Here is a 17,507-nt window from a genome sequence, read left to right as displayed (position 1 = left end):
GGCAGGAGCCGCATCGGCTCCTGCCATTTCTATCCGGCTCTCGGCAGCAGATCGGCCCTGCCCGTCTCAATGAACGGTGCCCAGTAGTCGACCGACTCACGGATCATCGCGACCACCTGATGGTCAATCGGTTCGCGCTCGCGAAACGACAATTCGAGGCAGATCTCGTTGTCGGTGCCGCCGCCGCGCCGCACCGTCTCCAGCAGCTTTTCAGGCGTGATGCGGCCGTCCTTGTTGTAGGCCGATGTGAACGGCCAATGGCCGCCCTTGTTCATCGACGACTGCTTGATATGGATGATCGGCGACCTTCTGGGAAAGGCCTCGGCCCAGGCATAGGGATCGACGTCGGCGGGGTTGCTGGAGGTGACGTCGCCATGGTCGATGTCGACCATCATCTCCAGCGGGATAGCCATGCCGGCCGCGTCGATCGCGTTCTGCAGCGCCCGGCAACTCTCGATGGTGTGGCCGAATTCACGGCCGACCGACATCGGCTCCCAGAACAGGTAGGTCAGGCCGGCTGCACGAGCATGTTCGGCGACCTCGCGCCAGCATTCGAGCGCGATGTCGAACAGCGCCGCGCGGCGGGCGGCATCGTCATAGTCGCGATGGGTGAAGATGGCGAACTGCGTGCCCATGCCGCCGGCGCCAAGTTCGGCCGAGATGTCGGCGAAGGTCTTGAACCAATCGACATAGTAGCGGCGCACATCGGCGTCGGGATGGCCGAAATGATTGAGCCGGCCGTAGGGGCCGGTCATGCCCGAGGTAACGCGCACGCCAGTTCTGGAGAGCGCGCTGCGGAACAGGCGGATGAATTTGGCGATCGTCGCGGCCGGCCAGCCCGGGTTGACGAATTCATGCGTGAGCTGAACGTCCCTGATGCCGATATCGTAGGCGATGGTGTCGATCAGATCGTCCGGCTCGGCAAAGCGATTTACCAGCGGATTGGTGTTGAGGGAGAGCGTGAAGGCCGAGGCCGCGTTCCGCTCGGTGCTGCCGCCGGCTGGTGCCATCAGCCTGCCCTCGCCAGCCGGGCCGCGCACCAGTCCTCGAAGCCCGATCTCTCCTGGGCGGACAGATGCAGGCCGTGCTTGGTGCGCCGTTCGAGGATATCGTCCGAGGTCACCGCCCACTCGTGTTCGAAGAGGTAGTTGGCCTCGCGCTCGAAGAAGTCCTTGCCGAAGCATCGCCCCAATTCGGCAAGCGATCGGGCGTTGCCGACCACAAGACGTGTCCTGGTGCCGTAAAGCCGGCCGTAATGCTTGACCAGCGATGCCGGCATCCATGGATAGTCGCGTCCGAGGTCGCCGAGAAACTGTTCGAAGTCGGCGTTGGCGATGTCGCCGCCGGGCAGATGGGCTCTCGCCGTCCAGGGCTTGCCCATCCGCGGGAAGAAAGGCGCGATGCGGTCCAGCGCATGCTCGGCCAGTTTGCGGAAAGTGGTGATCTTGCCGCCGAAGATTGAGAGCAGCGGCGCCTGCCCGGCCGGCGCGTCGAGTTCGAAAATGTAGTCGCGGGTCACGGCGCTTGGGTTGTCGGCATTGTCATCATAGAGCGGCCTGACGCCGGAGAACGAATAAACGACATCGCTGCGCGAAAGGCCGCGCTTGAAATAGCGGTTGACCACCTTGATCAGGTAGTCGATCTCGCTCTCGTCCGCCGTCACGTCCTCGGGCCTGCCGTCATAGGGAATGTCGGTGGTCCCGATCAGCGCCAGGTCGTTCTGGTAGGGATTGATGAAGATGACGCGCTTGTCGCTGTTCTGGACGAGGTAGGCTTGCCTGCCCTCCCAGAATTTCGGCACCACGATGTGGCTGCCCTTGACCAGCCTGACATTGCGCCTGGAGTTCTGGCCCGCGACGCGGTTGATAACGTCGTTGACCCAAGGACCGGCGGCGTTGACCAGGGCGCGTGCCTTGACCGTCGTCCTGACGCCGGTCAAGGCGTCGCGCGTCTCGATGGACCAGAGGCCGTTTTCCCGGCGGGCGGCGATGCAGGCGGTCCGCGTGAAAATCCTGGCGCCGCGCTCGCGCGCATCGAGCGCGTTGATCAGCACCAGGCGGGCATCGTCGACCCAGCAGTCGGAATACTCGAAACCACGCCGGAAAGAATCCTTGATCGGCGCGCCCTCTGGCGCGGTGCGCAGATCGAGCGTGCGGGTTGGCGGCAACCGCTTGCGGCCGCCGAGATGGTCGTAAAGGAACAGGCCGAGCCGCACCAGCCAAGCCGGCCGGTCGTCGGGGCTGTGCGGCAGCACGAAGCGCATCGGCCAGATGATGTGCGGCGCCGATTCCAGCAGCACCTCGCGCTCGATCAGCGCCTCGCGCACCAGGCGGAATTCGTAATATTCGAGGTAACGCAGGCCGCCATGGACGAGTTTGCCCGACCTGGAACTGGTGCCTTCGGCAAGATCGCCCTTTTCGCACAGGATGACGGAAAGGCCACGGCCCGCCGCATCGCGCGCGATGCCGGCGCCGTTGACGCCGCCGCCGACGACAAAGAGGTCGACGATTTCGGTGCCGCCGCTCATCCCGCCTTGGCCTCGATGCCGGATTTGTATGTCATGACCGCCTCAGCACGGATTGACCGGGGGCAGGCCGGCGATGTAGCGGCGGACTTCCTCGGCGGCCTGCTCGGCGGCATAGGTCACGGTGCGCACCGAGGCACCGGCGATATGCGGTGTCAGCGTCACGTTGGGAAGCTGCAGCAAGGGCCACTCGGCTGGCACCGGCTCGACCGCGAACGTCTCCAGCATCGCGCTGGCGATCTGCCCCGAAACAAGTGCGTCGTAAAGCGCGTCATAGTCGACCAACGGTCCGCGCGCCGTGTTGACGAAAATCACGCCCGGTTTCATCCGCCCGATCGTCTCTTTGCCGATCAGGCCGCGCGTCTCCTCGGTCACCCGCGAATGCAGCGTGACCACATCGGAACGGGACAGGAGTTCGTCCAGCGCCACCAGTTCGACGCCGGCATTGCGGTCGTCGGCGCTCAACTGCACATAGGGATCGCAAACGAGAACGTGGCAGCCGAAGGCACGCAGCAGCCGGACGACCTTGGTTCCGATGTTGCCGTAGCCGACCACGCCGACGGTCATTTCGCCGAGTTCGCGGCCTGTGCGGTCCGCGCGGTAAAGATCGCCGCGCCATTCTCCCTTGCGCAAGGCTTCGTGGCCGACCCGGATCAACCGCGTCTCGGCCAATATGGCGCCGATTGTGAATTCGGCCACGGCGGTCGCGTTGCGGCCGGGCACGTTGACGACGGTGATGCCATGCGCCTTGGCCGCACCCATGTCGATGTTGATCGGACCGCCACGCGACACCGCGACCAGCTTCAGCGCCGGCAAGCGCCGCATCATGCCTTCCGACATGGGCGCAAGCTGGGTGACGAGGATTTCGGCGTCGCCAATGAACTCGACGATCTCGTCAGGATGGCCGAAATACTCCTTGATCTTGTCGAGGCCGAGCGCCGGATTGCCGAATTCCATCGGTTCGTCGGGCCATGCCGTCTGCAAGGTGCGGATATCGAGGCCGCCGCTCACGGCCATCTCGATTTTGGCCTGGAACACCTCCGGAAGCATGAAACGGTCGCCGATGATCGCTATCTTCTTATGCATGCTCGACTTCTCAACTAGCTTGGGATGCAGCCATCGCGCGCCACACCGGCCGCAACGCCTGGTGCGCCAACATGTACGACGGGATCATCTTGTCGTAGATCGCCGCGAGGCTACGGTCGCTCGGCTCTGCCTCGCCGAGCAGGGGCGTCACCCACTCGCCGACGCACTCGTCCATGGAGCCGTACTGGCCGACGCTGACCGCGGCGATCATCGCCGCTCCCGCGGCACCGGCCTCCTCGCGCTCGCTGATGCGAATGTCGGCACCCAAAGCGGCACCAAGGATCCTGCGCAGCGCCGGGCTTCTGGCGGCGCCGCCGGTCACGCGAACTTCGCGCGGCAGCGGCCCCATGGCGGCGTAGCAATCGCGCGCCGCGAACGCCAAGCCTTCGAAGACGGCGCGAACGAGATCGGCATAGCCGTGCCGGGATGAAATGCCGATAAATCCCGCCCTGGCATTGGCGTCGACGAACGGCCCGCGCTCGCCGGCCTCCGAGACGTAGGGCTGGTAGAGCAGCGAAGCCGGCCGCGAGGCCTCTATCCAGGCATCGACCAAGGCGATCATCTCGCCATTGCTGCGGGTGATGCCTTGCGAGGCCAGAATACCGGAGGCAAGGCCAAGGACCCAGTCGATGTTGAGCGTCGCAGCCATGTTCGACTGCATCTGCGCAAACACGCCGGGCGCCGGCATCGCCATGGTGTAACCGGTCGCGGCCTCGTTCAGTTGCACGTCGTCGGGGGTCTCGGCTAGCCGCATATGCATGCCGGTGGAACCGATGATGGAGCAGCCGGGCTTGCGCTTGCGGTCCAGCAGGCCGGCGCCGAGCGCGGTGCAGACGACGTCGACATAGCCAAGCACCACCGGGGTGCCGGCAAGCATTCCGGTCGCGCCGGCCGCCGCCTGCGACAGCCCGGCGCTTTGCCTGGTGCCGTCGACGATCGGCGGCAGCAGATGCCTGAGATCGGCGACGCCGAGCACGTCGAGCACGTCGTCGCTGTAGTCGCGGGTGCGGAAATCACCGAAGGTGAAGGTTCCCTCGGACGGGTCGGTGGCGCGTTCGCCGGTCAGCTTGAAATAGAGCCAGTCCTTGCAGTGGAACGCCGTCGCCGCCTTGCCGAGCATTTCGGGCATGTTGCGCTTCATGAACACGAACTGCGAGCCCTGCTGGCAGGCGGCGAGCCCGCTGCCGGTCTTTTCGAAGCGCAGCCGGTCCTCGGGCCGCGCGCGGATCTCCTCGACGACGCCGGCGGCGCGCGCGTCGAGCCACAACCAGCCCTTGGCGACCGGTTCGCCCTTGCCGTCGATCAGCCAGGTGCCGTCGCCTTGCCCGGTCACGGCGATGGCGATGGTACGGCGGGCGAGATCGGAAACCTTGTCGGCGAGTTGGCGCAAGGTCGTCGCCGCATCGGCCCATGTGCGCGTCAGATCCTGTTCGGCGCCGCCCCCCGGCATCGTCTCGTAATGGTTGGGCAGCGCGGCGGCGGCGATCTGCCGGCCCGCCGTGTCGAAGGCGATGGACTTGATGACGGAGGTGCCGGCATCGATGCCGATCAGTATGTCACCCATCACGCGAGCTCCATGCCGTGCGAGATGGCCTCGCCGCTCGCCTGGTCGAAGACGTGCAGGTTCTTCGGGTCGATGCTGACGTTGATCGGCGCACCCAGATCCAGGCGGGTACGGTCATGTTCGACCAGCACCAGCGAGCCGCCGGCAAAGTCCGCCGCTATATGGGTCTGGTCGCCGAGCCATTGATTGGCCGAGACCCTGGCGGGAACCCCCTCCTTCGAGCGCCGCACCGCGTAGGGCCTGATGCCGATGACCACCCGTTCGCGGCTGAGCAACTGGTCGCGGACCGGGCCGCTGAAAGCGTCCTTGTCGTAGTCTAACGACAGCCCATCGGGCAGCCGCAGACTGATGCGTCCGGCGGCGGTCCCGACATAGGCCTCGAAGACATTCATCGGCGGCTCGCCGACAAAGGTGCCGGTGAACAGGTTCGCCGGGCGCTCCTTGATCCTGTCTGGCGTATCGAACTGCTGCAGCACGCCGCCCTCCATCACCGCGATACGGTCGGCAAGCGCATTGGCCTCGGTCTGGTCGTGGGTGACCAGGATCGCGGTCAGGCCGCGCTCCTTGATGAAGTGCTTGATGCGGCCGCGCAGCACGGCGCGAAGCTGCGGTTCGAGCTGGCCCATCGGCTCATCCAGCAGATGCAGATCCGCTTCCCGGATGAGCGCCCGACCGAGGCTGGCGCGCTGCTGCTGGCCGCCGGAAATGGAGCTGGGGTAGCGCTCCAGTATGTCCTCGATCTCGAGCAATTTGGCGATATTGGCAACCTTGGCATCGACCTCGCTCCTCGGCAGCCTTGCCGCCTTCAGCGCAAAGGCCATGTTCTCGCGCACGGTCAGCGGCGGATAGAGCGAATAGCCTTCGAACGCCATCGCCACGTTGCGCCTGACCGGCGGCAGCGTGTGGACCTGGCGGCCGGCGACCGAGATCGCGCCGCGCGACACCTCTTCGAAGCCCGCGATCATGCGCAGCGTCGAGGTCTTGCCGCAGCCCGACGAGCCAAGCAGGGCGACGATCTCGCCCTTGCCGATCTCCATCGTCAGCTTCTGGACGGCGTGAACGCCCCGGTCGATCGGGCCATAGAACTTGTCGACGCCGGAAATCGTGAGTGCGCTCGGGCTCATGCCGCTTCTCCGCTGCGCAAATTGACGACATTCTTGGAGCCGAGCCGCTCACCACTGGCGCGATCGAACAACAGGGCGCTCTTGCCGTCGACGGCGATATGCGCCTTGCCCTCGCTGCGGCCCGGCGTTCCGGCCGGTCGCGAGACCAGGATCTCGCGGCCGCGCACGGTGCGCACCAGCGTGACGATCTTTTCGTTGAGAGGCGTCTCGGCCTCGACCGTCACCGGAATGGCGCCGGAGACGTTCTCCTCGACGAAGCTCAGCGCTTCAGGCCGCAGGCCGATCACGCAATCATGGCCGACCGCCGTCTCATAGGCACCGGCCAGATAGACTTGGACATTGGACAGGCCGACATAGATGCCCTTGGCGTCACGCGACGGCTTGACGTCGAGCAGGTTGATGGTGGGATCGCCGAAGAGCCTCGCAATCTCGATATTGGCCGGTTCGCGATAGATCTGTTCGGGCGTGCCGAGCTGCTTGATGACGCCTTGTGACATCACCGCGATACGGTCGCCGAGCGCCATCGCTTCCTTGTAGTCCTGCGTGACGTAGACGACCGTGGCGCCGCGATCGGCGAGCAGCCGCGGCAGTTCCAGCCGCATCTCGAAACGCAGCTTGGCGTCGACGTTGCGCAGGGGATCGTCGAGCAGCAGCAGCGGCGGCGAGCCGACCAAAGCGCGGGCAAGCGCGGTGCGCTGCTTCTGGCCGTTGGAGAGCGCGCGCGGCTTATGGGAGAGCACATGGGCGATCTTCAACAGCTTGGCGACGCTCTCGACGCCGGCCTTGATCGCGCTCTGCGACGAACGCCGGGCCTCCAGCGGTGTTGCGATATTGTCGAACGCGCTCATATGCGGAAACAGCGCGAAATTCTGGAACGCCATGCCGACACCGCGGAATTCCGCGTCGACATCGGTCATGTCGTCGCCGCCAATGAGGATCCTGCCTTCGTCCGGATCGATGACGCCGGCAACCAACCGTAGCAGCACCGTCTTTCCGGCGCCGGATGGCCCGAACAGCACGAGGGTTTCGCCATCCGCGACGGTCAACGACAAATTGTCGACGACAGTCTGGCTCTTGTAGCGCTTGACGATTTTTCTGAGTTCGAGGCTGGCCATTTCTATCCTTTCACCGCGCCGAGTGACAGGCCTTCGACCAGGTAGCGCTGCGCATAGAGGGCGAGCGCCAGCGTCGGCGTGATCGACAGGACGATGGCCGCCGAAATCTGGCCGTACTGGATGCCCGAGGAGGTGATGAAGGCGAGCGCGCCGACCGTCACCGGCTGCTTGTCGGCCGAGGCCAGCACCAGCGCGAAGACGAAATTGTTCCAGGCGAAGATGAAGGCGAGCAGGCCGGCGGCGGCGATGCCGGGGCCGGCAAGCGGCAGCGCGATCTTGCGGAAAGTGGCGAACCATGAGTGGCCGCCGATGCGATAGGCATATTCGATATCGGCGGGAATATCCTCGAAATAGCCGCGCACGATCCACAGGATCAGCGGCAGACAGATCAGCTGGTAGACCCAGATCAGCCCGATATAGGTGTTCGCCAATCCAAGCTTCTGGAAATAGAGAGTGAGCGGCAGGAGCACCAGCAGCGCCGGCGCAAACCTGAACGACAGCAGCGTGAAGGCGATGTCCTCCGAGCCCCGGAACTTGTGCCGCGCGAAGGCATAGGCCGCCGGAACGCCGAGCAGCAGCGAGACGGCGACCGAAGTCACCGACAGGAACACCGAATTCCAGAGGTTGCGCATGAAGGCGATATCAAGCGTGCCGGCGGCGGTCATCAGTTTGCCGGTGATCAGCGCGGTGTAGTTGGCGAGCGTCGGCTCGAAGACCAGCTGCGGAGGAATGCGCAGGATGGTCTCGTTGGTCTGGAACGACATCATGAAGATCCAGACGATCGGGAACATGAAGAAGATCACGACCAGCGTGAGCGCCACGCCGCGCAGGATGCGTTCCAGCAAGGACGTATGTTCCATTGCCGCCTCCTATGCCTGGCCGCGGGCGCGTTCGCGCAACCGTAGCCAATTCTTGATGAAGATGTTGGAGAGGAAATAGGTGATCGCCCACAGGATGATCATCAGCGCCGCCGAGCGGCCGACATTGGTCGACTGGAAGAAGTTGAGATAGGCCTCGACCTGGAACACGGTCAGCGTGTCGCCCGGCCCTCCTTGAGTCATCGCATAGATGATGTCGAACTGCTGGATCGAGTCCAGCAGGCGGAACAGCGTCGCCGTCAATATGTAGGGCATCAGCATTGGCAAAGTGATGCGGAAGAACACGAAGCTCCTCGGCACGCCATCGAGTGCGGCGGCTTCGAAGGGCTGCGTCGGCAGGCTGCGCAGGCCGGCGAGCAGCAGGATCATGATGAAGGGCGTGTAGACCCAGATGTCGACCAGCACCACGGTGAACAGGGCGGTCGACGGCGACGACGCCCAGCGGAAATCCTGCAGGCCGATCAAGCTCGCGAGATAGCTCAGTACGCCGAAACCGGGATTGGTCATCAGCTTCCACATGAGGGCCGCGAGCGCCGGCGCCGTCATCAGCGGCATCAAAAGCATGATCGAGATGAAATTGTTCAGCGTCGAGCGCTTCTGCAGCAGCAAGGCGATGGCGAGGCCGAGAAGCAGTTCCAGCACGACGGTCGTGCCCGCATAGAGCAGCGAGATCTTGAGCGTGTTCCAGAACTTCGGATCGGTGAAGAAGGAGATGTAATTGTCGCCCCAGTTGAACTGCCGCGCCCAGGGCTGGCTCAGCCGGTAGCGCTGGAACGAATAGACGACCGAGGTCAGGAACGGGATCAGGATGCCGATGCAGACGAGCAAGGCCGGCAGGCTGAGCACATAGGGCAACACCCTCTTGCTGATCCTGAAGCCGGACGGCTTGGCCCTGTGTGTTGTTGTTGCAGTCATGCGCTGCTCCGTTATCCCTGTTATCGCGCCCCTGCCGGCCGCCCAAGGGAGCCGGGCGGCCGGTGGGCGACGTGACGGCAGCCTCGCGGCGCCGCATCGCAGACGTGAAATGCTGGTCGGGACTGGCCCGCGGGAGCGAGCCAGCCCCGGGCATCGGCCTAGCCGAGGCCGGCTTCCTTGAGCTGGCCATTGATGCTCTCGGCCAGCTTGTCGAGACCCTCGTCGACCGGCACTTCCTTGGCCACCATCTTCTGCAGCGTCGCCGCCCATTCGGTGGTGAGATCGAAGAACAGCGGCTGCGCGGTGAACTTGATGCTGGCGCCCGGCGCCGAGGCGTCGAACATCTCGACATAACCGGGATAGCTCTTGTTCAGCTTCTCGCGGAACGTCTCATCCTTCCAGACCGACTGGCGGACCGGATTGACGAAGTCCATCTTGGTGGCGCCGAACAGCGCATGCTCGGGTCCGGAGGCCCACTGCATGAAGTACCATGTGGCGTCCTTGTCCTTGGAGAAGTTGGACATCGCCAGCGACCAGATCCAGATGTTCGGCGTTGGCGCCTTGGCCTCCGGGTTGGCCTTGAAGGCGGCGAAGGCAAGCTTGCCGGCCATCTTGTTGTCGCCGCCATTCATGAAGTAACCGAGGATATCGGCGTCGAAGATCATCGCCGAGGCACCGGCGCCGAGGTCGGTGCCGACCTGGTACCAGGTGTAGGTCGACCAGTCCTTTGGGCCGCTCTCCTGGATCATCTGCACCCATTGCTTGTGGAAAGCCTTGGACTGGGCGGTGTTCATGGCGGCCGACAATTTGCCGTCGGCCGACACGTTCAGGTCCTTCTGGTCGAAATTGGCGTAGGCCGACAGGAAACCCGGATGGATCGTCGCCCAGGAGCGCGAACCGCGCACGCCAATGCCGTAGACGCCGCCACCGACATCCTTGGTGAGCTTGGCGGCCGCGGCCACCATTTCGTCCATATTGCCGGGAACCTTGACGCCCGCCTTGTCGAACATCGCCTTGTTGTAGGTGATGTTATTCTGTTCGAAGCCCCACGGAATGCACCATTGCTTGGCGTCTTCGGAGCCCAGCGCGCCGCCGGGGGTGCCGTTCCAGGCGCAGGAATTCTTGACGCCGGGCAGGAAGTCGTCCCAGGCATAGTTCGGGTTGGTCTTGGCCGGATCCTTGATCCATTCGTTGAGATCGGTGATCCAGCCGGCTGGGCCGTAGGTCCAGGTCATGTAGGCGCCGGTCATGAAGGCATCGTATTCGGGCGAGCTTGCCGACAATGCGGCCGTGACCTTGTCGAAGTAGACGTCCTCCGGGAACACGTCGTAGACGACATTCATGCCGGTCAACTGCTTGAAGTTTTCCAGGTTGGCGATCATCGCATCCGCATAGGGATGCTTGTTGAGCAGGAGCTTGATGGTCTTGCCCTGGTGCGCCTTCCAGTCGAAGTCGGCGGCCAGCGCCCGGGTCTGGCCAAGATTGAGCAGCGTACCGGCGGTGCCGGCGGCAAGGCCCATTGCGCCAAGTCCCTTGATCAGCCCGCGACGGTCTACTTGTCCGCGCAGGAAGGCACCGATGAGGTCTTTCTCTTTCTCATGCATTTCGTCTTCTCCTCCACTGGGTAGTTTCAACTGAACGGTTGCCGGCTACCCGACCGGCGTCTCCTCCACGAGCGATCGCGCCGACCGCTCGTCGGTTATGAGGCCCTTGAGATAGCGGCCTTCCAGCACCGACTTGATGGCGCGAACCTTGACCTTGCCGCCGGCGACGGCGACGATGCGGCGGCTGCTGATGTCCTCGCGGATCAACGCCAGCGCCCGGCTGGAAACCGTCGTCGCCACCGCATTGCCGGCTTCGTCGAAGAAATGGCCGAGCAATTCGCCGACACCGCCATTGCGGCGGATCTCCTCCATCTCGCCCTTTTCGATCATGCCGGTTGCAACCAGCGACGCTTCGCGTTCGGCCGTACCGATACCGGCAAACAAAAGGTCGGCGGATCTTGCGAGATCGAAGACCTCGCTGATGCCTTTCTGCCCCAGCAGCACGATCCGGTCCTCCGCCGTGTTGGCGAACATCGGCACCGGCATCACATAGGCTTCGGCGCCGGTGCGCTCGGCGAGGCGATGAATGACGTCATGCGGATTGGCCGAGAATTTCCGCGTCAGGCCGCCGAGCAGCGAGACGAAGCGGATCCTGTCCGTCGAGGTGCGCGGCAGATATTCCACGCAGGCGGCCAGCGTGCGGCCATGGCCGACGCCGATCAGCGCCTCCTCGCCGCGTTCGATCTCGCGCTTGAGGAACTGCGCGCCGGCAATGCCGAGCGCCTTGAGCGGCAGATCCTCGGAATCGAAATCGGGAACCACCTCGCAGTAATCGAGACCGTAACGGCGGGACAATTCGTCCTCGAGTTCGACGCATTCGGAGACTTCGCCGTCGATGTAGACCTTCACCAGCCCTTCCTGGTTGGCCTTGGTGATGAGGCGGTGGGCCTTGAGACTGGTCAGCCCCAGCCGCTTGGCGACCTCGGACTGGGTCATGCCGCCGGCATAATGAAGCCATGCGGCACGCGCCGCCATACTGGTTTCATCGTCGCGCAGGAGGCCGTTGCCGAACCCTACCATTTCCATCCCATGATATTTTTATCAGTTGCTGCAAAATTTTTCACAAGGTGCTGCTTGAGTCAAGCGTCGCTTGTTCAAATCGTTTGCCTCGCCGTTGGTGAGTTGTGCGGGCATTTCGCCGGCACCATGCGGCAAAGAGGGGTTCTTACGTCGTTGTGCTGACTCCGGTGCCGCGTTTCGCCGCCTGCTGATCGACATGCCAATCTCGGTCCAAGCAGTCGGTAGCGGTTGCGGAGCACTTGGCCGCAAGGAACAATCGGCGCCGAGCGGTGTTGAAATTCCTGGGGAACAATGGAGAGCGCGGAGCGCAGGCGCCGCCCTGATGGAACGATGTTCGATCCGCTTTGCTGCGAAATGCCGCTTCATCCGACCTGGCCCGATCTTCTTGTACGCCTCCTGCTGACGTTGCTGGCAGGTTCTCTCATTGGCCTGAACAGGGAAGCGCGCGGTCACACCGCCGGGCTTCGGACGACCATCCTGGTCGGCCTTGCAGCGGCGGTTGCCATGATCCAGGCCAATATGCTGCTCGATGTGACGGGCAAAGGTCCGGATGCCTTCTCCCGCATGGACGTGCTGCGTTTTCCGCTTGGCGTTCTGACCGGCGTCGGGTTCATCGGCGGCGGCGCCATTCTTCGGCGCGGCGATCTCGTGACCGGCGTCACTACCGCCGCGACCATGTGGATCATGACGATGATCGGGCTTGCGTTTGGCGGCGGCCAGTTCAGCCTCGGCGGGATGGCAACGCTGCTGACGCTGGTAACGCTTCAGGCATTGAAATGGGTCGACCTCAAGATCCCGCGCAACCACCATGCGATCCTGTCAGTCTCCTGGGCGACGGCATCCCCACCCGACCTTCAGGAGATGGTGCAGCCGCTCGGCTATGAAGCGCGCTTTTCCAGCATGCAGCATGACACCGGCCGCGACCGCTTCGTCTACTCGTTCCATCTCCAGTGGAAGCAGCCCGATGCGGTTGAACCGTCAACGGAGGTCCTGTCGCTGGTTGCGCGGCAATGCGAAGTCGAGCGATTCGAGCAGATCGGCGAGAAAGTGTCCTGACTGGCCGGCATTACGTGGTCGATGGCGGCACTTCCGAAGGGTGCCGCAGCCGCGGTTCAGCCCGCGATGCGACGCAGTGCACGCAGAGCCGCGCCTGCTTTGTTCCGCGGGACCACCAGCGCGCGCAACGGCCGCATGCCGGATAGAAGACCAGCCGTGCATCGAACCGGTCACCTGACGTGAAGGCGTTCGATCGGCGGCCGGCCGAGGCCGGAAAATAGTCGAGCAGGAGAGCGAATCGCGGGGTGTCGCTGTTCAGATCGAGCAGCCAGGTCGCTGATCTTCGGGCAATGCATGCAGCTGCCTGGCGATCTCTTCCCATGGGAGTTCGGGCCCAGCCTAGCATGCGCTGGCCGCGGGCACGAAAAGCCCCTGAAATAACAACGAGAGGCATTCACCTGACGCCACGCAAAAACTCGATCACCATCGCCGCCGTCCAGGTGAAACGGCCGCCGCCCAGCGGGTCGCCGGTGAGCGGATCATAGTATTCGGCAAAGCCGCTTTCACGGATGAGATCGAGGCTCGACTGGGTGATGCGCCGCGCCGCGTCGCCATGGCCGGCGGCGGCAAGGCCGTCTGATATCATGTAGTTGACCACCAGCCAGACCGGACCGCGCCAGTAGCGCTTGGCGTCGAAACGCGGATCGTCGGGATCATGCGACGGCACAGCGTAGCGTCCCTTGCCTGCAAGACGGTCGATGGTTGCGGCGATCGCCATGGCACGACTTTCCGGGATGGCCGCGAAAGCCGGCAGGATGCCACCGACGGAAGCGCTGTCGATCAACTCGCCGGCGATCCGGTCGAAACAGAGATACTGGCCGCGCGCATCGCTCCACAGCCGCTCCATCGCCGCCAGGCCCTTTTCAGCGCGAGCACGATTGGCCTCGGCTATCTCTCCCTCACCCAGCGCTTCGGCGAGATCGGCAAGGTCGGCCGAGGCGCGGATCAGGATGGCGTTGAAGCCGGGATCGACGACCTGGAATGGCGAGGCGTCGTGCAGCCTGACATTGTCCCAGCCAAGTCCGCGAAAATGCTGCACCAGCCAGATGTAACGGTCATACTGCGCCTGGGTCGGGCGATGCGCCGGATCGGCGTGCAAGGTGTCGCGGCGCGTGTAGGGCTCGACACCCTCGGTCGGCACGCGCTCGAAGGCATCGTCCCAGTCGATGGAATTGTCGCGGCCGGACTCCCAGGGATGGATGATGGCGACCAGCCCCTCGCCCCTGGGATCGCGGTTCTCGTAGAACCAGCGATGCCAGGCATCGATCTTCGGCAGCAGCGCGCGGGTCCGCTCCGCAGCCAATTTCTTGTCCCTGGCGCGGTCGAACAGGCGGCGCGCGGCAAAGCCGGCGACGGCCGGCTGGGTGATGCCGGAAGTGGCCGTCGGGCGATCGGTTCGCCACACCTCGGGCCCAGGAAAATAGCTGTCGTTCCAGACATGAAAGACGATGTGCGGCACCATGCCGTCCGGCCACTGGTGCGCGAACAATGTCTCGATCTCGGTCCAGGCGCGTGCCTCGTCATAATGCGCAAGGCCGAGCGCGGTGAGACAGGAATCCCAATTCCATTGAAACGGGTAAAGGCCCTTCGTCGGGATGGTGTAGTCGCCCTGGTCGTTCTCCCTGAGCACCTCGACGGCGCGGGCGATGATGTCACTTGTGGCAGTCATGGGCGTTCGGAGCTTTCGGCATCAAAGGGCATTGGTGGTTTCGGGATCGAACCAGCGGATGCGGTCGGGCTTGGGCGCCAGGCGCAGTGAATCACCGACCTGGACGCTGGCGTTCGAGTCCAGGATGGCGCGGAACAGGCCGCCTTCGACATCGCAGGTGACCAGCGTGTGCGGCCCGAGCGGCTCGATGACGCGCACGGTGGCGGACAGGCCCTCGGCGCCGGCGTCCACGTCCTCGGGGCGGATGGCGAATTCCAGCTTCGATCCGTCTGACTTGGGGCCGGGCAGCGTCATCCCGGCGACGCTCCAGCTACCGTTCGCGGCCTTGGTCGCGGCCAGGAAATTCATCGGCGGATTGCCGATGAAGGAGCCGACGAAGCGCGCGGCGGGATTGCGGTAGACCTCGACCGGCGAGGCTGCCTGGACGATGCGGCCCTGATGCATGACGGCGATGCGATCGGCAAGGCTCATCGCCTCGACCTGGTCATGGGTGACGTAGATGGTCGTGGTCTTCGAGGCGGCGAGCACGCCCTTGAGTTCGGCGCGCATTTCCAACCGCAGCAGCGCGTCGAGGTTCGACAAGGGCTCGTCCATCAGGATGACGTCGGGCTCCATGGCAAGCGCGCGGGCAACGGCGACACGCTGGCGCTGGCCACCGGAAAGCTGACCGGAATAGCGCTTCAAGAGCTGCTCGATATGCATCAGCTCGGCGGTGCGGTGGACGCGGCGCTCGACGTCCTGCTGCGGCAGCTTCTTCATGCGCAGGCCGAAGGCGATGTTCTCGAACACGGTCAGATGTGGAAAGACGGCATAGTTCTGGAACACCATGGCGATGCCGCGGTCGCGCGGCGGCAGATGGTCGACGCGGCGGCCGCCGATCCAGACCTCGCCCTGGCTCGGCGTCTCCAGGCCGGCGACGATCCTGAGCAGCGTGGTCTTGCCGCAGCCAGAGGCACCGAGCAGGACCATGAATTCCTGGTCTGATATTGTGAGGTCGACCTGATGCAGCGCGGTGAAGCCGCCGAAGCGCTTGGCCACGCCCTTGATTGCGATTTCAGCCATGGGCCGTCTCCGTGTCGCGTGTCATCGGTTGGCGATCCCCCACATGGCGAACAGGTATTTTCGAACGGCGAAGATGAAGATGAGCGCCGGCACGACCAGCGCGGCGCCGCCGGCGAATTTGAGATAGAGCGGCGATTCACCAAGGCTCTGCAAAAGGAAGGCGGTGAGCGTGCGGTTCTCGATGGTGAGCACGGCGGCGGCGAACACCTCGTTCCAGGAGATGGTGAAGGCAAACACCGCCGAGGCGGCGATGCCGGGCAGCGCCAGCGGCAGGATAACCTTGCGGAAGGCCTGCCAGCGCGTGCAGCCGAGCGTCCATGCCGCTTCCTCGAGCTCGACCGGAATGCCGGAGAAGAGCGAGAAGGTGATCAGCACAGCGAACGGCAGGGCCAGCGTGGTGTGGACCAGCGCCAGCCCGATGGCGGTGTCGTCGAGGCCGGTGCGGATGAACATCACCGCCAGCGGCAACGCCAGCAGCGGCAGCGGGAAAGCCCGGGTCATCAGCACCAGGAAGCGGAAGCTTTCCTTGCCCGGAAAATCGAAGCGCGACAGGGCGTAGCCGGCGGGCGCGCCGAAGCCGATGGCGAGGATCATCGTCAGCGTGGCGACGAGCACCGAGTTCCACAGCGCCCGTGCGACACCGGCGAAATTGATGAAGAAGGAGAGGCTACCGAGATCGAAGGGCGGAAAGAAGCGTTTGGGGAACGCGGTGACCTCACCCGGCGACGACAGCGCATTGACGATCAGGAGATAGATCGGCAGCAGCACCCAGACGCAAAGCAGGATGGCGGTGGCGATCAGCAGCCAGCCTCCGGCCTTGCGTGCATCCACGGCCGCATCTGCGGTCGCGACAACCGGCGCTTCGGCGACGGCGCTCATATCCGTGCCTCTTTCGGCACGCGCAGCACCCTGAGAAAGAACAAGGTGAAACCGATCGAGATGGCGAGGATGAGCAGCGCCGAGGCGGCGGCGACATTGCGGTCCTGCAGCATGAACTGCCAGTTATAGGTCTCGCCCATCAGCACCGGCAGATTGGTGCCGCCAAGCGCGGCGACAACTGCGAAGACCTCGAATGCAAGGATGACGCGCAGGATGATCGCCGTCTGCAGGCTGGGGCGAAGCAAAGGCAGTGTGATGCGCACAAAGCGCTGCCACGGGCTTGCCCCGAACACTTCCGCCGCCTCGTAATATTCCTTGGGGATCAAGCCCATGCCGGCGACGATAATGACCATCATGATCGCGGTGGCCCGCCAGATCTCGGCCAATGCCACGGCAATGAAGATGGTGAGCTTGCTCTGGTAGCCCAGGAACATGATCGGCCTGTCGACGACGCCGAGGCTGGAAAGCAGCGTGTTGAGAAAACCGGACTGATCGAAGATGGCGAGCCAGATCAGGCCGGCGGCGAGGTCGGAAATGCCGAGGGGGATGGCGAAGATGTAAAGCGCGGCACTGCGCCCGGTCTCGAGTCGCGACACCACGCTTGCCATCAACAGGGCCATGGTGAGCTGGATCGGCACCACGATGGCCGCCAGCAGCAGCGTGTTGCGAACCGTGGCGGGGAATTTCCAGCTGCCGGCCATTGTGCGGAAATTGTCGAGCGTGAAGGCGCCGTCGCGGGTCACCGCCTCGAAGGCGACCAGCGCGAACGGATAGAGGAAGAAGATGCAGAGGAACAACGTCGCCGGCATCAGCAGCAGATAGGGCAGAGCCTTGCCATGCATGTTGGTGTCCTTTGCGGTGCCGGGGCCGAGTGCCGCGGTCTGGGCGCCCCGAGCCCAACAAACTACGGGCGCCCCCGACGGGTGCTTCCGGGTGGGAGCGGAATGCACCCGGGGAAGCGCCTGGGATGGGTTGTCGGGGGCCCAGCACCGCCCCTTCCCGAGGTAGAGT

The 17,507-nt window shown here is 64.2% G+C and carries 15 protein-coding genes; 1 reads left to right on the top strand and 14 read right to left on the bottom strand.

Going from position 1 to position 17,507, the window contains the following annotated elements; all coding sequences use genetic code 11:
- Positions 1-29 precede the first annotated feature (29 nt).
- The 10 genes from NKI49_RS10725 to NKI49_RS10680 form a co-directional block, all read right to left on the bottom strand.
- Entirely contained in the window at positions 30-1,010 is a 981-nt protein-coding gene (locus NKI49_RS10725; RefSeq protein WP_352598849.1) for a sugar phosphate isomerase/epimerase family protein, read from the bottom strand.
- Positions 1,010-2,527: a glycerol-3-phosphate dehydrogenase gene (locus NKI49_RS10720; RefSeq protein ID WP_352598851.1), complete on the bottom strand. Its 1,518-nt coding sequence runs from the start codon at positions 2,525-2,527 to the stop codon at positions 1,010-1,012. Before NKI49_RS10720 ends, NKI49_RS10725 begins: the two co-directional genes overlap by 1 nt.
- A gap of 42 nt (positions 2,528-2,569) precedes the next feature.
- Complete coding sequence (locus NKI49_RS10715; protein WP_352598853.1) at positions 2,570-3,610, bottom strand: 2-hydroxyacid dehydrogenase; 1,041 nt, start codon at positions 3,608-3,610, stop codon at positions 2,570-2,572.
- Between the two features lie 10 nt (positions 3,611-3,620).
- Positions 3,621-5,174 carry an FGGY-family carbohydrate kinase gene (locus NKI49_RS10710; protein WP_352598855.1) on the bottom strand — a complete coding sequence of 518 codons (1,554 nt, stop codon included), beginning with the start codon at positions 5,172-5,174 and terminating at the stop codon, positions 3,621-3,623.
- Positions 5,174-6,298 (bottom strand): ABC transporter ATP-binding protein, encoded by a 1,125-nt coding sequence (locus NKI49_RS10705; protein WP_352598857.1) that lies wholly within the window; start codon positions 6,296-6,298, stop codon positions 5,174-5,176. Before NKI49_RS10705 ends, NKI49_RS10710 begins: the two co-directional genes overlap by 1 nt.
- Complete coding sequence (locus NKI49_RS10700) at positions 6,295-7,413, bottom strand: ABC transporter ATP-binding protein (RefSeq protein ID WP_352598859.1); 1,119 nt, start codon at positions 7,411-7,413, stop codon at positions 6,295-6,297. Before NKI49_RS10700 ends, NKI49_RS10705 begins: the two co-directional genes overlap by 4 nt.
- Before the next feature lie 2 nt (positions 7,414-7,415).
- Entirely contained in the window at positions 7,416-8,273 is an 858-nt protein-coding gene (locus NKI49_RS10695; protein ID WP_027023104.1) for a carbohydrate ABC transporter permease, read from the bottom strand.
- Between the two features lie 9 nt (positions 8,274-8,282).
- Positions 8,283-9,206, bottom strand: coding sequence for a carbohydrate ABC transporter permease (locus NKI49_RS10690; RefSeq protein WP_027023105.1), 924 nt, complete (start codon positions 9,204-9,206; stop codon positions 8,283-8,285).
- A gap of 158 nt (positions 9,207-9,364) precedes the next feature.
- Entirely contained in the window at positions 9,365-10,810 is a 1,446-nt protein-coding gene (locus NKI49_RS10685; protein ID WP_352598862.1) for an ABC transporter substrate-binding protein, read from the bottom strand.
- A 45-nt stretch (positions 10,811-10,855) separates the two neighbouring features.
- On the bottom strand, positions 10,856-11,830 hold the full coding sequence (locus NKI49_RS10680) for a sugar-binding transcriptional regulator (RefSeq protein ID WP_352598864.1): 975 nt from the start codon (positions 11,828-11,830) through the stop codon (positions 10,856-10,858).
- A 330-nt stretch (positions 11,831-12,160) separates the two neighbouring features.
- Here NKI49_RS10680 and NKI49_RS10675 point away from each other — a divergent pair, with 330 nt between their 5' ends.
- On the top strand, positions 12,161-12,886 hold the full coding sequence (locus NKI49_RS10675) for an MgtC/SapB family protein (protein WP_352598866.1): 726 nt from the start codon (positions 12,161-12,163) through the stop codon (positions 12,884-12,886).
- 394 nt (positions 12,887-13,280) lie between these two features.
- Here the strand turns inward: NKI49_RS10675 and NKI49_RS10670 are convergent, their stop codons facing one another.
- From NKI49_RS10670 to NKI49_RS10655, 4 genes are read right to left on the bottom strand one after another with little or no spacing between them, the layout of a single operon-like run.
- A complete protein-coding gene (locus NKI49_RS10670; RefSeq protein ID WP_352598868.1) occupies positions 13,281-14,555 on the bottom strand; it encodes an amylo-alpha-1,6-glucosidase in 1,275 nt (424 codons plus the stop codon).
- 21 nt (positions 14,556-14,576) lie between these two features.
- Positions 14,577-15,617: an ABC transporter ATP-binding protein gene (locus NKI49_RS10665; RefSeq protein WP_352598871.1), complete on the bottom strand. Its 1,041-nt coding sequence runs from the start codon at positions 15,615-15,617 to the stop codon at positions 14,577-14,579.
- A 21-nt stretch (positions 15,618-15,638) separates the two neighbouring features.
- Positions 15,639-16,496: a carbohydrate ABC transporter permease gene (locus tag NKI49_RS10660; protein ID WP_352598873.1), complete on the bottom strand. Its 858-nt coding sequence runs from the start codon at positions 16,494-16,496 to the stop codon at positions 15,639-15,641.
- Positions 16,493-17,338 carry a carbohydrate ABC transporter permease gene (locus NKI49_RS10655; protein WP_352598875.1) on the bottom strand — a complete coding sequence of 282 codons (846 nt, stop codon included), beginning with the start codon at positions 17,336-17,338 and terminating at the stop codon, positions 16,493-16,495. The genes NKI49_RS10660 and NKI49_RS10655 overlap by 4 nt, the downstream gene beginning before the upstream one ends.
- Positions 17,339-17,507 lie beyond the last annotated feature (169 nt).

Origin of the sequence: Mesorhizobium sp. M0587 (assembly GCF_040320945.1) — a bacterium.
In the GTDB taxonomy this organism is placed as follows: Bacteria; Pseudomonadota; Alphaproteobacteria; order Rhizobiales; family Rhizobiaceae; genus Mesorhizobium.
Note: the sequence above shows the minus strand (reverse complement) of the source record. Positions and strands in the feature narration are given on the sequence as shown.

Bases quoted from the DNA above. Each gene is read 5' to 3' on its own strand.
- NKI49_RS10725 (WP_352598849.1), bottom strand. From the start codon at position 1,010: ATGGCACCAGCCGGCGGCAGCACCGAGCGGAACGCGGCCTCGGCCTTC.
- NKI49_RS10720 (WP_352598851.1), bottom strand. From the start codon at position 2,527: ATGAGCGGCGGCACCGAAATCGTCGACCTCTTTGTCGTCGGCGGCGGC.
- NKI49_RS10715 (WP_352598853.1), bottom strand. From the start codon at position 3,610: ATGCATAAGAAGATAGCGATCATCGGCGACCGTTTCATGCTTCCGGAG.
- NKI49_RS10710 (WP_352598855.1), bottom strand. From the start codon at position 5,174: ATGGGTGACATACTGATCGGCATCGATGCCGGCACCTCCGTCATCAAG.
- NKI49_RS10705 (WP_352598857.1), bottom strand. From the start codon at position 6,298: ATGAGCCCGAGCGCACTCACGATTTCCGGCGTCGACAAGTTCTATGGC.
- NKI49_RS10700 (WP_352598859.1), bottom strand. From the start codon at position 7,413: ATGGCCAGCCTCGAACTCAGAAAAATCGTCAAGCGCTACAAGAGCCAG.
- NKI49_RS10695 (WP_027023104.1), bottom strand. From the start codon at position 8,273: ATGGAACATACGTCCTTGCTGGAACGCATCCTGCGCGGCGTGGCGCTC.
- NKI49_RS10690 (WP_027023105.1), bottom strand. From the start codon at position 9,206: ATGACTGCAACAACAACACACAGGGCCAAGCCGTCCGGCTTCAGGATC.
- NKI49_RS10685 (WP_352598862.1), bottom strand. From the start codon at position 10,810: ATGCATGAGAAAGAGAAAGACCTCATCGGTGCCTTCCTGCGCGGACAA.
- NKI49_RS10680 (WP_352598864.1), bottom strand. From the start codon at position 11,830: ATGGTAGGGTTCGGCAACGGCCTCCTGCGCGACGATGAAACCAGTATG.
- NKI49_RS10675 (WP_352598866.1), top strand. From the start codon at position 12,161: ATGTTCGATCCGCTTTGCTGCGAAATGCCGCTTCATCCGACCTGGCCC.
- NKI49_RS10670 (WP_352598868.1), bottom strand. From the start codon at position 14,555: ATGACTGCCACAAGTGACATCATCGCCCGCGCCGTCGAGGTGCTCAGG.
- NKI49_RS10665 (WP_352598871.1), bottom strand. From the start codon at position 15,617: ATGGCTGAAATCGCAATCAAGGGCGTGGCCAAGCGCTTCGGCGGCTTC.
- NKI49_RS10660 (WP_352598873.1), bottom strand. From the start codon at position 16,496: ATGAGCGCCGTCGCCGAAGCGCCGGTTGTCGCGACCGCAGATGCGGCC.
- NKI49_RS10655 (WP_352598875.1), bottom strand. From the start codon at position 17,338: ATGCATGGCAAGGCTCTGCCCTATCTGCTGCTGATGCCGGCGACGTTG.